We start from the raw sequence: 13,652 nt of genomic DNA on the forward strand, positions 1-13,652 counted from the left end.
TTATGTCGGTAAAGTACGGGATATTAACATTGTTATTCCTACAAGAAAATCATGGATACGAATTGAAAGTAGAATTAGAGTCTCTTCTAAGTATCAAGGGAAAGATTAACCCTGGTCAGATTTATACTACCCTTGACCGTCTCATTCGTGATCAACTCGTGTCATCGGCAGGAATAGATGACCAAGAAAGAAAGTTATATAAATTAGAAGCGGAAGGTGAAAATGAATTAAAAAAATGGTTATTAGAACCTGTACCTTATTACTCTACTAGGGACGACTTTCATTTTAAATGGAGTTGCGCTCGAAAAATCCACTTTGATCGAGAAAATATTATGCTTGAGCAACAAAAAGCAATGATAATGAAAGATGTAATGGAGTTGACTAAATTAAAAACGGAGTTACTTATTCAGGGTGAAGAGGATAAATATTTATTAATCAGTGGTACACTCTTACATTTGGAGGCAGATTTAAATTGGATAAGTCAGATTGAAAATAGAAATCGTTCATAAATCTAAGTAGAGGTTTCCTTTTCGATATACCGTTGTAATTATCTGTAAGCCCGAAATATAAAAAATAGCGCACCTTTACGGTACGCACGACGAATGGCCAACTATCCTAGATTTTTTTCGGATAGTTGGCTATTTTGCACATGTGGCTTGAATATTATCTGACCAAGGCATGTAATTATGTAAAATTTCAGGTTGTTGATGGAACGGTAAATTTGGTAACTCCGTCATCAGCTTCACCAGGTACTGATAAAAATCAATCCCGTTTGCTTTGGCCGTTTCAGCCAAACTTAAACAGATGGCATTCGCATTGGCACCTGCTTCGCTCACAGAGAAAAGCCAGTTTTTTCGGCCAATCACATTTGGGCGAATCGCATTTTCAGCGGGATTATTGTCAATTGCGATGTGGCCGTTTTCAAGAAAGACTTTTAACTCATCCGCTCGGCTCAATGTATATTCCGCTGCTTTCGCAATCGCGTTTTTACCAAAGAAAGGAGAACGGTCTATCCAATCGAAAAATTCAGCTATGATAGGCTTTGCTTCTTGTTGACGAACTCGTACACGTTCTTCCGGTGAAAGGTGTTTAATTTTACGTTCGATGTAAAATAAACGATCGCAATATTCAACGCCTATTCGTCCGTTTTTACTATCAGCTTTCAGCCAATAACGTCGTACGTGCGCCCAACAGTTCGCGAACTGAACATTAGGCAATTGACCATAAGCCGAATAGCCGTCACAAATCACAGTCCCATTGAATCCCGCAAGTAAATTTTCTAATATAGCTCGCCCTCGTGAGAGTGCGCTCTTAAATAAAACGATAATAGGACCTTCACTTTGTACACTACGACATACCCAATTATAGGCGTTCGATTGAGCCGGTTTTCCATCCGAACGTTTAAGTATCTGTGCATATGTTTCATCCACATGCAGCACAGATTTCGCCGTCAATAGTTGCTTCATCAAATCATAAAGCGGCTGAAGCCAATCTTCTGATACACGTATTACCCAATTGGATAAATTCTTATCGTTGGTATGTAGGCCATGTCTCTCCCATTCATTTACCTGACGGTAAAGTGGCAAGTACTGGATAAACTTATCGTAGATAAGCTTTGCTAAAACAGTGGGTCCAGCAATGCTTCTTTGGATAACACCTTGTGGTGCTTTACCACGTTTGATTTGTGCTTTTTGTAGGGCATCTTTTTTACACGCTTTGCACTCATAAGTATGTTCGAAATGTTGTACACGCTTCATCGTCGCTGGAATAAATTTAGCTTCTTCACGTACCATCGTTGAACTGAATTCTACCATTTCACCAAGACAACAATCACAAGCTAAGTTAGCTGGATGATGATGAATTTCTTCAACTTCAATATCCTCACGAAATGAATCATTTCGTTTTTTATTTGTCTTTTTACGAGTAACAGTATAACTAACCGTTTCCGTGCTTTTTTCTTCTGTCTGCTCAGGTTCGCTAAAAGACGGATCGTCTTCAAATAAAGAGCCTTGTCCATCGGGCGCTTGATACTTAGATTTCTCTGATTTAGAGCCATATAAAGCTTTTGTTAATTGGCGAACCTGTTCAGTTAATGCTTCAATTTGTTTGTTTAAACTTTTATTTTGTTCTTTCGTGTAGGATAGTTGTTCTTCCAATAATTGAATTACTTTTTCATTTGAAGCGTTTCCCAAATCATTCACCACGTTTCGTTCAGTATAAGTTGTGGATGATTATACCATTTTTTATACTGCGATTAAAAGATACCTTTTACAGATTTTGCAATTGCCTTTGGCTGTTGTAGGGATAATCCTTCTAATAACCAGCGAAGTTCTTGTTGCGAAAGGTTACGCACTTCATTTTCATCTTTTGGCCATTGTAATTTTCCATTATCTAATCGTTTATAAAGCATAGCGAAGCCATCTCCATCGAAATACAAACATTTATAACGGTCCTTGCTCCATCCAGAAAACAGAAAGATAGAATCACTATACGGATCCAATTCGAAAGAATCTTGAATGAGCGTTGCGAGACCGTCAATGCCTTTACGCATATCAGTCTTACCGCATATTATGTAGATGTTTTGCACGCTCGTAAAATCCTGTTTCATCAACCATTCAGCTCCTTCATAATGGTTTGGATAATGCGCTCATCTACGCCATTAAAGAGGGAAATTTCAGCCGTAGCGGTTTTAATTACACAACTTGGCTCAGTAGTGTATTGGCTAGAATGGAACGAAGAAGTTTCAACTGGAAGAGGGTCGAGTTTGACGGGAACAATGGTTAATTTGTCCGTTGGCATAGGAATGGCACCTCCTTTGAATGATACGTTTATCGTACCGGAGGTGCCAGGTCATTTATATGCGTTATTTGATTACGGGCTTACAATTATCTTATACTAATCATTCCCAAAAAGGAGGAGTTTAGTTGGGTCTTATTCTTGAATACAATTGGGAATTGTTTATCCTCATCGAATTATTGTCTATAGGGGCACTAATCCTATTTGGTATATTTCGTTATTTCTTTAACAAACCTAGACTTAGTATTATGTTCATTTTCTTCTTTTTGTTTATGGTAATACTTGAAGGGCTGCTCGGGTTGTATGTCTATCATCAAACAGGAGAGATTTCAACGTTTCAAATTGTTATTACTGTATTTATTATCTATGCGTTTACATTTGGAATATTTGATTTTATAAGATTAGATCGTTGGATGCGTAGAAAAATTGGAACGTTACGTGGTGTTGAATTATTGTCTGACAAAGACTATAAAATTATTGAAAGGAATAATAACCCTAAATATATTGCAAAAAAGTATCGTAAATCTTCCTATATACATTTATTTATTTTTGTTACAGTTCAAGCGATTCTTTGGATCATAGGTACGGAAAGCATCGCAGAGATAAAAATGTATTTAAGTGATTTTTCATGGATAGAGAAAGGAGTAGCAAAAGAATCACCTTATCCTAATGATGTTACCTTTGGAATCGGAATAATTTGGGGAATTGTTTTTATCGCCGATTTTATTTATTCGTGGTCTTATACATTGTTTCCAAAATAACTAAAAAACCGTTGTTTGTAGTGTGAAAAATGTATATATATATACGGTGAAAGAAAATTAGAGTTTCAAGCACAGCCTATTCACCGTATTTTCAGGTGTTTGATTAATCATTTGGATAAAGCCTTGGACAGCACGTTGAATCTTTCCGACATTTGAGTAAAAGACATTGTGGATCACCGTTGTCTTCATCCATTTCCACAGTCCTTCGATTAAATTTAAATTGGGACTGTACGGCGGAAGGAACAGAAATTCAAAGAAATCTTGATACTTTTCTAAAAATGGTTGAATCAATTTCGCATGGTGTATGCGCGCATTGTCTAATACCATCACGATGCGTTCATTCGGATAACGAGCGATGACTTTTTCTAAAAAACTTAGGAATTCAACAGCGGTATATTGTTCTTCTTGCACGCAAAATACATCGCCCGTTTCGTAATCCAATGTACCAATTAGCTTAACCCCTTGATGTCGGCCATATGTTGGAATGATTTTTTGTTGACCTTTAAGAAACCACGTGTTGGAAATCGCTTGGTAATCACGGATCATTGACTCGTCTTCAAATAAAATACGATCAATTTGACCATGAATTAGTTTTTTTTCGCCTGTTCAAATTTTTCAAGGAAAACTGCTTGTTTGAGGGGGTCTGCTTTTTCCAATGTATACGTTGGTTTCGTATAACTTAAACCAAGACGGTACAATAAATCACGTGTCCCACGTACAGAAAAAGACACACCAAATGTTCGCTCAATCCAATCGCGAAGAAGAGGCGCTGTCCAGTTCATTTCAACGGGAAAACCAGCATCTTTAGGCGTTTGGTTGACAATTGTCGCGACGACTCGTGCTTCTTGTTCAGCCGTTAAATGACGCTTTCGACCAGGTTGTTTTTTACGTCCAAGTCCAGCGATCCCTTTTTCACAATAAGCTTTGCGATAATTGAACAGCGTCGCTAAAGAAAGACCTGTATAGTCGACAATTTTTTCATACGATTCGCCGGAAAGTAACATATAAATCACTTGGTAGCGAACGAACATTTTATGATTGTTTTCTTCTTTCATGACAAGCTTTAATTCTTCTAAAGCAGCAGGAATTTGTTCTTCAGGAATTAGGACAATTTTACGCATCATTTTTCTCCGTTTCATATCTATTAAGAATAGTATACAGGAAAACGAAGAAAAAGAGTGTAAGTCTAAAAGTTAATCACCTTATATATAGAAAGATAATATATCAAACGGCGGTTTTGAAAATAAGAAATTTCAAAGCCGCCATTTTTCTAAAAAATAGAATTACGGAAGGTGTATTAAGTTCGCTCTTTTTTAAGGACACGGCGGTATGAAGGAGGTTATCGCCGTGTTTATTTATGCTTACCTTTATTGGATATCGCAAGCCATATCAAGAAACATCTTAAAGTGCTGTCAGATTATTATAACTAAAAATTTAATAGAAAGCGTCAAATTTTATGCCTAGCTGGCTTATGTTCAGTTGGGCTTTTTTTGTGCATTTCACAATTTTTTTAAGAAAACTTCTCTTATTTTTGGCATTTCACAAAAAATCTTGTTGAAGGTTATGAAAGGGGAAATCATCACCCACCTTTGCAGTTGCGAAGGGAGAGGAAATGCATGATAGAACCAGATCGTACCGAGTGGCAAGTTCGCTGTGCATTTAATGCTTTTTGTAAACGTGTTTTGAAGAATGAAGCAATCAATATTTTTAATGAAAGAAAACAACGACAAGCAAAGGAGATGACATTTTCTGATCTCACCCCACAAGAAGAAAATCAACTCTATACCTTAGATAAGCAATATGAAGGAGAAGAAGGGCAAAGTTTTCAAGTGGCTGGAAAGAAAATCACTCCGAAATTACTTGCTGAAGCCATGCGTACCTTGCCAAAGGAAAAGCGTATCACTGTCCTACTATACTATTTTTTTCAACTGTCTGATGTGGAAATTGGTCAACTACTCGACATTCCACGTAGTACAGTTCAGTATAGGCGGACAAGCTCTTTTGAACGGTTAAAGCGATTTTTGGAGGAACATGCAGATGAATGGGATGAATAATTCTAATATTGAAAACAACGAGCGTGGTTTATTGCCGTACCCAATTATTTTAGCTGCAAATAAGGGTGAGCCAGAAGCAATGAAAGTAGTTGTTCTGCATTATGGAAGCTATATGACAAGCCTATCCATGCGTAAGCTCCGTGATGAACAAGGAAACACTTATTGGGGCATCGATGAAGATACACGTGATCGCTTACGAGCGAAGCTTATGCAATCTGTTTTAGCTTTCAAAATTTGAATACAGAATGGTTAGGTTTTCCCTTTCATTAATCATATATTTGTTCTTTGACAAAGAAAGCACGGAAGATAACGCCGTGCAGTATAAACAAAAAATCAGATACGTTCTACTGATGATGAGCCACTTGATTCATACGCCATGACTTTCGTTAGGAACGAGCGATAATTTGTGAATCTAATGTAATTGTGGTGGATTGCTGGCGATAACCCATCAGTAAAGATAATGATACTCCCCTACCGTCATGGTTCGAGCGTTCAAAGCGTCGCAAGCTATGAGTAGGGCTGGAAGAAATACTTGCAGGGGTGAAATTCCCGTGGAGCTGTACCAACAGCCGTCTGATTTTTTAATAGATTAGGTAAGGGGGCGTTTTTTTGAAACAGAATTTGATTCTATATAGTATGCAAATTGCTATGTTAAAACAACTGCTAACCCGTAAACTAATTTCAGATAAAGAATATTATATTGTAAAAAACAAATTAATGAAAGAGTATGGTATTGTTTCTGACATTACAAGCTGAATTGTGTTCCTAGCGATGCTATAATACAAAGTATATAAGGAACACAAAAGGAGGAGCTATTATGTCAGGAGTTGAAGTGATTAGGGCAAATAGTAACTTGGCTAACCAAAAACGTGGAAGAGAAATTGAACGGCTTCGGGTTGCAGCGTATTGTAGAGTTAGTACAGATTCAGAAGACCAGTTAAACAGTTATAAGTCACAAGTTGCATATTATTCGGATTTAATCAAGAAAAATATGGAATGGGTATTAGCTGATATATATGCTGACGAAGCAATTACTGGAACACAGGTAACAAAGCGGGAAGATTTCCAGCGATTGATTAATGACTGTATGAATGGAGATATTGATATGGTCATTACAAAATCAATATCCAGATTTGCAAGAAATACACTGGATACGTTGAAATATGTCCGTATGCTAAAGGAAAGAGATATAGCTGTTTATTTTGAAGATGAAAAAATTAACACGCTTACAATGGATGGTGAATTGTTACTCGTAGTGTTGAGTTCAGTAGCACAACAAGAAGTTGAGAATATATCTTCTAATGTAAAAAAAGGATTAAAGATGAAAATGAAACGAGGTGAATTAGTCGGTTTTCAAGGCTGTCTCGGTTATGATTATCACCCAGAAGATAAGAGTATAACTGTAAACGAGAAAGAAGCAGAAATTGTTCGTTATATATTCCACAGGTATGTTGAAGGAGCCGGGGGCAGTATCATTGCAAGAGAACTTGAGAATTTAGGCTATAAAACTAAAAGAGGTACTCCAACATGGGCTGAATCGACGGTACTTGGAATTATTAAGAATGAAAAATATAAAGGCGATCTTTTAATGGGAAAAACTTTCACATTGGATCCTATTTCGAAACGTCGATTGGAAAATTTTGGAGAAGAAGATCAATATTATTTAAGAAATCACCATGAACCCATTGTCAGTGCTGAAATATTTGATAAAGCGCAGGAGATCAGATTAAGACGAAGTAGGGGAAGAAATACGGTAGAAAAAAATGGTGGTAAACGTGAAAAATTCAGTCGTAAATATGCTTTTAGCTGCATGATTGATTGTGCTTATTGTGGCAGTACATTAACAAGACGTAGATGGCATAGTGGAACTAAATATGGCAAGACAATTTGGCAATGTGTTACGAGTACGAAGAAAGGTAAAAAGTTTTGTCCAGATAGTAAAGGAATACCAGAAGAAGCCATTGAAAAGGCCTTTTTGGAAAGTTACCGTATTATGTGTAATAATAACAAAGACGTTTTAGATGAGTTTTTGCAACGAATGGAAGAGGCTTTAAGTGCCAGTACGATTCAAAAAGAACTTTCTAAAATAGAAAAGGAAGTTCAAGGGTTAGAAAACAAAAAGAATAAGTTAGTAGACATGAGATTAGAGGATATTATCGACAAAGAAACGTATGAAGAAAAATATAATGAACTAATGCAGAAGATAAATGAAAAAGTTCAAGAAAGAGAAAAATCGCTGTCAAATTTAGAAGAAGAAAAAGATATTAAAAAACGGTTATTAGCCTTCAAAAAAGTGTTAGAACAAAATGAGGTTATCGATACTTTTGATCGTTATGTATTTGAAAGTGTAGTTGAAAAAGTAATCGTTGGTGGAATAGATGAAGATGGAAATAAAGATCCTGCCATGATTACTTTTGTATATAAAACAGGACTAAGTAACAGTCTTGATGGTGAAAAATTTAAACCTGCTAGAAGAAACGCAAAAAAAGATAACACAAATGCATCTAATGAATTGTGTTCACATACAGGCAACGAGGACAATAAATTGTATCCACATAGTAGTGACGACGCATGTTGAGTGTGTGGCGTGGATGTCTAGGGTGGTTGTAGACAAGCAATAAACTCCTGTACTTTATAATAAAGTCGCAATATCCATATTCAACCGTTTAAAATAAAGTCCTGTACCCAAAATGCCCGAAACCCTTGTAACTACTATCTTTTCTTGATTTGAATCTTACAGAACTTTATTTTAAATCGAGAAAAACGTGAACAAAAAGTGTGAAAAAAGGGCGGAAAAACGTGCAAAACGTGATTAAAAATGTGTGAAAATGAGGGAAAGATAGCGTGACTTTATTTTAAACGGCAACGGTGGAATGCGGGTTGGCGTGGGGTGAAGATGGGGTGAGATTTTTTTAAAAGAACAGTGGTGTAGATAAATATTAATCTCTTGGCAACCAAAATAAACTCTTGCTAACTTCACCACCAATACTGTCAAAATAAACATTTGCTTTTTCAATATAAAACTCATTAAAAACTCGGTTTTTCCACATCAGGATCCCGAGTTTTTTATGTCTTTTTCAATATCATTTCAATACATATATGTACCTAAACCGATTGATAATAGTGGGTTTATCCAATATACTAATCAATATAATCTCAATAATTTTTCCACTATTTTTATCTTTTTTCTTTACCTCTTATCTCAACCATTTTCTTCCCTCTATTATGGCAAAACTTTATTCCAACTCCGAAAAAACCGTGAAAAAACAGCCGAAAAAGGCCCGAAAAACGACCGATATTAATCCAAAATTGGATAAAAATGAGGGGTCTGTAGCAAAACATTATTATGAGTGAAACGGTGGAATGCGGGTTGGAGGGGTGGGGTTTTAGCAAATGATTATTCTTATGGTGGAAAATTGTCTGTTTAAAAAGTAAATCTCTCAATTAAAATAAACATTACCGACTCTGATCCGAATATCGTTAAAATGAACATTTGGAAGTTCTTAAAAGAAAAAAGAGAGAAAATATAGATAAAAAATGAAGGGTTGAATCTAAAACAAGATTCAACTCCTTATTTTGATAAAATATTTCTTTAAGAACATTTACTTGAATTATAGTTTGAAAATTCCCTCAGTAAAGTTTTTTCTCAAATGCTTTTGTTTGGTTTAATCGAGGATAAGCCCAAGGAGTAATTCCGAAAATAAGTCTTCATTTTTATTAAATACTTAATTTAAGAATTCCTACCCAACTTTACTTGGTAAACAAGGTCTTAATCTTCTTTCTTACCTGCTATGCCGTAAAAGAATAACTTGGTAAGATCCTCAGCAATTGGAAGTGTCATTGTGGCAACATCTTCACGCTGCAAATATTCTTGAAACATCTTTAAATAGAATAAAATAGCTTCATCTGATATCTCAGAGTCAATATATCCTTGTTCTCTACCTTCATTAAAAAGTTTAATGAAGAGTGGAAGGGCTTCCTTTTGATATACTTCTTCAACATAACTCTGCCCACTTGCATAATCTTTCATAAAGTCTTGAAAAAATCGTTCGCTTATTTGATTAGCGGCAATACCTTTTTCAAATATAATCTTTTTAATCTTCTCATTAAATGGAAGGTCATTAACTAATAGATGTTTTTGTTCATCCCATATCTGATCAACATAAAACTTAAAAACTAAACGAACTAGATTTTCTTTACTTTCAAAGTAATTATATATGGTGACTTGCGATACATTGGCCTTTTTAGCTATTTCTGTAATAGATACCTTTTGTAATCCATACTCCATGAATAGGGCTAATGCGGCATTTAAAATGTCTCTTTTCTTTTGTTCCCTACGTTTTTCAAACCCATCCATTTTCTTCACCTCATTGTTAGTTTAATAAAAATTATGTAATAAAACAATAAAAATAGTTCATAAGTTGTTGCAGAAAAAATAGTTTTTGTATATTATGAAATAAACGAGTTAAAATAGTTCATAATTTAAAGGCGATGAAACATGAATCTATTAAAATGCTGTGGAGGATTAATATTATGATAGGAAACTTTCCAGAAATTAAAACGATAAAACTAAAATTAAATGATATAAATGTCAATTGCTATACAGCTGGAGAATCTGGTTCTCCTGTGATACTTTTGCATGGTGCAGGAGTTGATTCAGCAAATATATCTTGGAGTGAGGTATTAGGTCCTTTATCAAAAAATCACCGTGTATTTGCTCCTGACCTTCCTGGGTATGGAGAAAGTGATAAACCTAATGTGGAATATTCACTTTCCTTTTACATTGATATATTGAATCAAATAATAGATCGTCTTCACCTTGAGAAGGCTAACTTGGTTGGACTATCTTTAGGTGGAGGAATCTCTCTTGGGTATACGCTCGAATATCCAGCTCGAGTAGAAAAGCTAGTATTAGTAGGTGCGTGGGGGCTATTTAGTAAACTTCCTTATCATCTTCTCACTTATTGGTATACACAATCATTCCTCAATGAACTTTCGTATAAATGGTCAAGTAAAAGCAGAAGATTTGTGAAGTGGACGCTGCTAAATAGTTTATTTGGAAATCCTAATAATGTATCAGAAGAACTTGTAGATGAAATTTATGGATTTTTACAAGCACCACATGCTGGTAAAGCATTTATGTCATTCCAGAGAAGTGAGATTACACGCACAGGACTTAGAACTAAGTTGGCAGAAAATCTATCTGAAATTAAAAAACGGACATTAATCGTTCATGGGTCAAAAGATACCTCAGTTCCTATTAAACATGCGTTTGAAGCACATGAGGCTATGAAGGCTTCCGAGCTGTATGTAATGGAAGGGTGTAAACATTGGCCACAGAAAGAGAGACCGGAAGAGTTTACCCGAGTTATTACAACATTTCTAGGGAAAGAGTAAAGTAAAAATATGTACTTGAACAGGAGCTATAAAGAAATGAACATAGTAATTAAACAAGAACAGGTGAAAGACTATAAAATAACTGAAGAAGTGGTAAAGAATGCATTCGCTAATGCGGAGCACAGTGATAAAAATGAACATCATTTGGTGTCTCGTATTAGAAATTCAAACGTATTTATACCAGAATTATCTTTAGTGGCGATGGATAATGATGATAACAAACAAGTGGGACATATTCTATTATCCAAGATAAAAATTAAAAATGAAGATCAAGTTGTAGAGTCACTCGCTCTTGCACCTGTATCTGTCCTACCAGAATATCAAAATCAAGGCGTAGGTAAATTATTGATTAGTAAAGCATTGCAAAAGGCAAAAGAGCTTAGATTTAATTCGGTTGTTGTTTTAGGGCATCCTGAATATTATCCGAAGTTCGGGTTCAAAAAAGCATCCACTTGGGGAATAAAAGCACCTTTTGAAGTGCCAGACGAGTCGTTTATGGCAGTGGAGTTAGGCGGAAATACCCTTGATAAAGTTTCAGGAGTTGTTGAATATCCTCGTGTGTTTTTTGAATAAAATGTAAATTAAAATTAAGAATATGACCATTAATTATATCTTTTTTATTGGTGTTCAATATGGTTTTTTCTGAAGAAGTTCTAGAATTGGAGATGATACAGCTGTTCCGTTTTTAGAGCCCCTCTATTAAAAGTATATCTTTCATGGTAGTTTAATCCATTTCTTAATTGATTCATACTTCGAGTAACATTATTAAGCATTTTTTGACTATAAAAAAATAGACTTTAACCAGTTAGTAGGGGAAATGGAAAAAACGACCGCTGCCTCGGCCTGTGTGAAATAATTCGTTGTGATTAAATTAGCAAGTCATCTTTAAACAATGATATAAAGGAGTGAGTTTATGTCTGCTAATAATTTTCCTGGACCAAATCCACAAACTCCATTTCCATTAGAAGGAAATAAAAATGTTCAATTTATTAAGCCAACTATAACAAGAAAAAATGTTTCTGTTGGGGATTATTCGTACTACGATAGTAAACATGGAGAGTCATTTGAAGAACAAGTTCTATATCACTATGAAGTAATAGGTGATGAACTGATTATAGGAAAGTTTTGTTCGATAGGTCCAGGAACAACCTTTATTATGAATGGAGCGAACCATCAAATGGATGGCTCTACTTATCCATTCCATTTGTTTGGCAGTGGGTGGGATATGTATGTACCTACCTTAGACGACCTGCCGATTAAAGGAGATACTGAAGTCGGAAATGATGTATGGATAGGAAGAGATGTAACAATTATGCCTGGAGTCAAAATTGGAGATGGAGCAATAATTGCTGCACAATCAGTTGTTACAAAAAATGTAGCCCCCTATACAGTTGTTGGAGGAAATCCTGCGATAGTTATAAAAAAACGTTATTCAGATAAAGTAATAGAGGATTGGCTAACAATAAAGTGGTGGGATTGGGATTCTAAGAAAATTAGTGATAATCTCGAGTTCATAATAGGTGGACATATAGATAAATTGAAAAAGAACAATTAAATTAAGATCGGACTGGATGCTTAATAGGTTCTTCTGATCTTTGTTCTAAAATACTTCACTCTCGAAAAGTAGTGTGGATGATGACTTACTTGGTGGGTTTTGTACCAAAAGGTTAAGAAAGTAATTTAAGTAGAAAATCTATTTTCTTATATCTGAAACTCTTTTTCTACTATGTAGATCAATAATAAACTCTTGACAGTCATAATAAACTTTTGCTAACTTTACCACCAATTCTGTAAGAATAAACCTTTGCTTTTTCAATATAAAACTCATTAAAAATTCGGGTTTTCCTCATCAGGAACCCGGATTTTTTCATGTCTTTTTCAATATCTTTTCAATACAGTAATGTTCCCAAACTATTGATGTTACTGGCTTTTTCCAATATTCGATTCAATACTATTTCAATAACAAATCAATACTTATCCAATATTTTTATCTTTCCTCTTGATCTCTTATCTCCATTATTTTCTTCCCTCTATTATGTCAAAACTTTATTCTAACTCCGAAAAAACCATGAAAAAACAGCTAAAAAAGGCTCGTAAAGCGATCGATTTTAATCCAAAATTGGATAAAAATGAGGGGTCTGTAGCAAAACTTTATTATGACTCGAACGGTGGAATGCGGGTTGGAGAGGTGGGATTTAGCAGATGATTATTCTTATGGTACAGGTGGAGAAATAAGGCTATTCAAAGCACTGATAAATAAAGGGTTTCCTGACATTGAACTTTGCTCACGGCTACTTTGCCGAGGATGTTAAAGTCGGGAAACCCTCATTTTTATTCTTTGAGGAAACATATCAACTACCCTGAAAACGATAGGGTCGAGTTGACAGATTAGATTTTTTATTGAGGTTGAGGAGACAGGATAGATGTATTATTTAATCTTCTCGTACAGCATCTGTATCGAAAATTCTATCCAGTTCCTCATTTGATGTTATGCCACGAACTTTATTCCTAATCGTTGTTTTTCCCATATCTAGTCGATAGAAATGTTCACGACCATCTACACCTTTTTTAAGTCGAATGAGCTGAATCCTGCCAAATATATCCCAATGCTTCTCTGCGAATTTTGCTAAACCCACTGCCTTAG

The 13,652-nt window shown here is 35.3% G+C and carries 15 protein-coding genes; 9 read left to right on the plus strand and 6 right to left on the minus strand.

Features of this window, described 5'->3' with window-relative positions; all coding sequences use genetic code 11:
- Positions 1 to 2: 2 nt before the first annotated feature.
- Entirely contained in the window at positions 3 to 509 is a 507-nt protein-coding gene (locus tag MHB42_RS17135) for a PadR family transcriptional regulator (protein ID WP_340760288.1), read from the plus strand.
- A gap of 129 nt (positions 510 to 638) precedes the next feature.
- On the opposite strand, the gene tnpC is transcribed toward MHB42_RS17135, so the two are convergent.
- Genes tnpC through MHB42_RS17150 form a run of 3 tightly spaced genes read right to left on the minus strand, consistent with a single transcriptional unit; the run spans position 639 to position 2,799 of the window.
- A complete protein-coding gene (tnpC, locus tag MHB42_RS17140; RefSeq protein WP_340805400.1) occupies positions 639 to 2,201 on the minus strand; it encodes an IS66 family transposase in 1,563 nt (520 codons plus the stop codon).
- Between the two features lie 53 nt (positions 2,202 to 2,254).
- Complete coding sequence (gene tnpB / locus MHB42_RS17145) at positions 2,255 to 2,608, minus strand: IS66 family insertion sequence element accessory protein TnpB (RefSeq protein WP_340808560.1); 354 nt, start codon at positions 2,606 to 2,608, stop codon at positions 2,255 to 2,257.
- The gene (locus MHB42_RS17150; protein ID WP_340805401.1) at positions 2,608 to 2,799 is read right to left on the minus strand and encodes a hypothetical protein; all 192 of its coding nucleotides are present in this window, start codon (positions 2,797 to 2,799) and stop codon (positions 2,608 to 2,610) included. The genes tnpB and MHB42_RS17150 overlap by 1 nt, the downstream gene beginning before the upstream one ends.
- A 125-nt stretch (positions 2,800 to 2,924) precedes the next feature.
- On the opposite strand from MHB42_RS17150, the gene MHB42_RS17155 reads away from it, so the two are divergent.
- Positions 2,925 to 3,557: a hypothetical protein gene (locus MHB42_RS17155; RefSeq protein WP_340807671.1), complete on the plus strand. Its 633-nt coding sequence runs from the start codon at positions 2,925 to 2,927 to the stop codon at positions 3,555 to 3,557.
- Positions 3,558 to 3,614: 57 nt separating this feature from the next.
- On the opposite strand, the gene MHB42_RS17160 is transcribed toward MHB42_RS17155, so the two are convergent.
- A protein-coding gene (locus MHB42_RS17160; protein ID WP_340808510.1) for an IS630 family transposase occupies positions 3,615 to 4,678 on the minus strand; the annotation gives its coding sequence in 2 pieces (ribosomal slippage) (positions 3,615 to 4,154 and positions 4,157 to 4,678; 1,062 coding nt in all).
- Positions 4,679 to 5,173: 495 nt separating this feature from the next.
- On the opposite strand from MHB42_RS17160, the gene MHB42_RS17165 reads away from it, so the two are divergent.
- From MHB42_RS17165 to MHB42_RS17180, 4 genes are all read left to right on the plus strand, one after another.
- Positions 5,174 to 5,611, plus strand: a complete 438-nt coding sequence (locus MHB42_RS17165; RefSeq protein ID WP_061785330.1) for an RNA polymerase sigma factor — start codon at positions 5,174 to 5,176, stop codon at positions 5,609 to 5,611.
- Positions 5,595 to 5,849, plus strand: a complete 255-nt coding sequence (locus MHB42_RS17170) for a helix-turn-helix domain-containing protein (protein ID WP_033826639.1) — start codon at positions 5,595 to 5,597, stop codon at positions 5,847 to 5,849. Before MHB42_RS17165 ends, MHB42_RS17170 begins: the two co-directional genes overlap by 17 nt.
- A gap of 371 nt (positions 5,850 to 6,220) precedes the next feature.
- Complete coding sequence (locus MHB42_RS17175; RefSeq protein ID WP_033826638.1) at positions 6,221 to 6,367, plus strand: SHOCT domain-containing protein; 147 nt, start codon at positions 6,221 to 6,223, stop codon at positions 6,365 to 6,367.
- A 61-nt stretch (positions 6,368 to 6,428) separates the two neighbouring features.
- Positions 6,429 to 8,189, plus strand: coding sequence for a recombinase family protein (locus tag MHB42_RS17180; RefSeq protein WP_340807673.1), 1,761 nt, complete (start codon positions 6,429 to 6,431; stop codon positions 8,187 to 8,189).
- Positions 8,190 to 9,380: 1,191 nt separating this feature from the next.
- On the opposite strand, the gene MHB42_RS17185 is transcribed toward MHB42_RS17180, so the two are convergent.
- Entirely contained in the window at positions 9,381 to 9,968 is a 588-nt protein-coding gene (locus MHB42_RS17185; protein WP_018664382.1) for a TetR/AcrR family transcriptional regulator, read from the minus strand.
- 134 nt (positions 9,969 to 10,102) lie between these two features.
- Here MHB42_RS17185 and MHB42_RS17190 point away from each other — a divergent pair, with 134 nt between their 5' ends.
- From MHB42_RS17190 to MHB42_RS17200, 3 genes are all read left to right on the plus strand, one after another.
- Positions 10,103 to 11,008, plus strand: coding sequence for an alpha/beta fold hydrolase (locus tag MHB42_RS17190; RefSeq protein WP_340807674.1), 906 nt, complete (start codon positions 10,103 to 10,105; stop codon positions 11,006 to 11,008).
- Between the two features lie 36 nt (positions 11,009 to 11,044).
- Entirely contained in the window at positions 11,045 to 11,581 is a 537-nt protein-coding gene (locus tag MHB42_RS17195) for a GNAT family N-acetyltransferase (RefSeq protein ID WP_137743049.1), read from the plus strand.
- 340 nt (positions 11,582 to 11,921) lie between these two features.
- Positions 11,922 to 12,563, plus strand: a complete 642-nt coding sequence (locus tag MHB42_RS17200) for a Vat family streptogramin A O-acetyltransferase (protein ID WP_018664385.1) — start codon at positions 11,922 to 11,924, stop codon at positions 12,561 to 12,563.
- A gap of 877 nt (positions 12,564 to 13,440) precedes the next feature.
- Here MHB42_RS17200 and MHB42_RS17205 read toward each other — a convergent pair.
- Positions 13,441 to 13,644: a hypothetical protein gene (locus tag MHB42_RS17205; protein WP_033826700.1), complete on the minus strand. Its 204-nt coding sequence runs from the start codon at positions 13,642 to 13,644 to the stop codon at positions 13,441 to 13,443.
- Between the last annotated feature and the right edge of the window lie 8 nt (positions 13,645 to 13,652).

Origin of the sequence: Lysinibacillus sp. FSL K6-0232 (genome assembly GCF_038008325.1) — a bacterium.
Classification (GTDB): Bacteria; Bacillota; Bacilli; order Bacillales_A; family Planococcaceae; genus Lysinibacillus.

Bases quoted from the DNA above. Each gene is read 5' to 3' on its own strand.
- tnpB (WP_340808560.1), bottom strand. From the start codon at position 2,608: ATGAAACAGGATTTTACGAGCGTGCAAAACATCTACATAATATGCGGT.
- MHB42_RS17180 (WP_340807673.1), top strand. From the start codon at position 6,429: ATGTCAGGAGTTGAAGTGATTAGGGCAAATAGTAACTTGGCTAACCAA.
- MHB42_RS17165 (WP_061785330.1), top strand. From the start codon at position 5,174: ATGATAGAACCAGATCGTACCGAGTGGCAAGTTCGCTGTGCATTTAAT.
- MHB42_RS17185 (WP_018664382.1), bottom strand. From the start codon at position 9,968: ATGGATGGGTTTGAAAAACGTAGGGAACAAAAGAAAAGAGACATTTTA.
- MHB42_RS17135 (WP_340760288.1), top strand. From the start codon at position 3: ATGTCGGTAAAGTACGGGATATTAACATTGTTATTCCTACAAGAAAAT.
- MHB42_RS17150 (WP_340805401.1), bottom strand. From the start codon at position 2,799: ATGCCAACGGACAAATTAACCATTGTTCCCGTCAAACTCGACCCTCTT.
- MHB42_RS17195 (WP_137743049.1), top strand. From the start codon at position 11,045: ATGAACATAGTAATTAAACAAGAACAGGTGAAAGACTATAAAATAACT.
- MHB42_RS17200 (WP_018664385.1), top strand. From the start codon at position 11,922: ATGTCTGCTAATAATTTTCCTGGACCAAATCCACAAACTCCATTTCCA.
- MHB42_RS17190 (WP_340807674.1), top strand. From the start codon at position 10,103: ATGAAACATGAATCTATTAAAATGCTGTGGAGGATTAATATTATGATA.
- MHB42_RS17170 (WP_033826639.1), top strand. From the start codon at position 5,595: ATGAATGGGATGAATAATTCTAATATTGAAAACAACGAGCGTGGTTTA.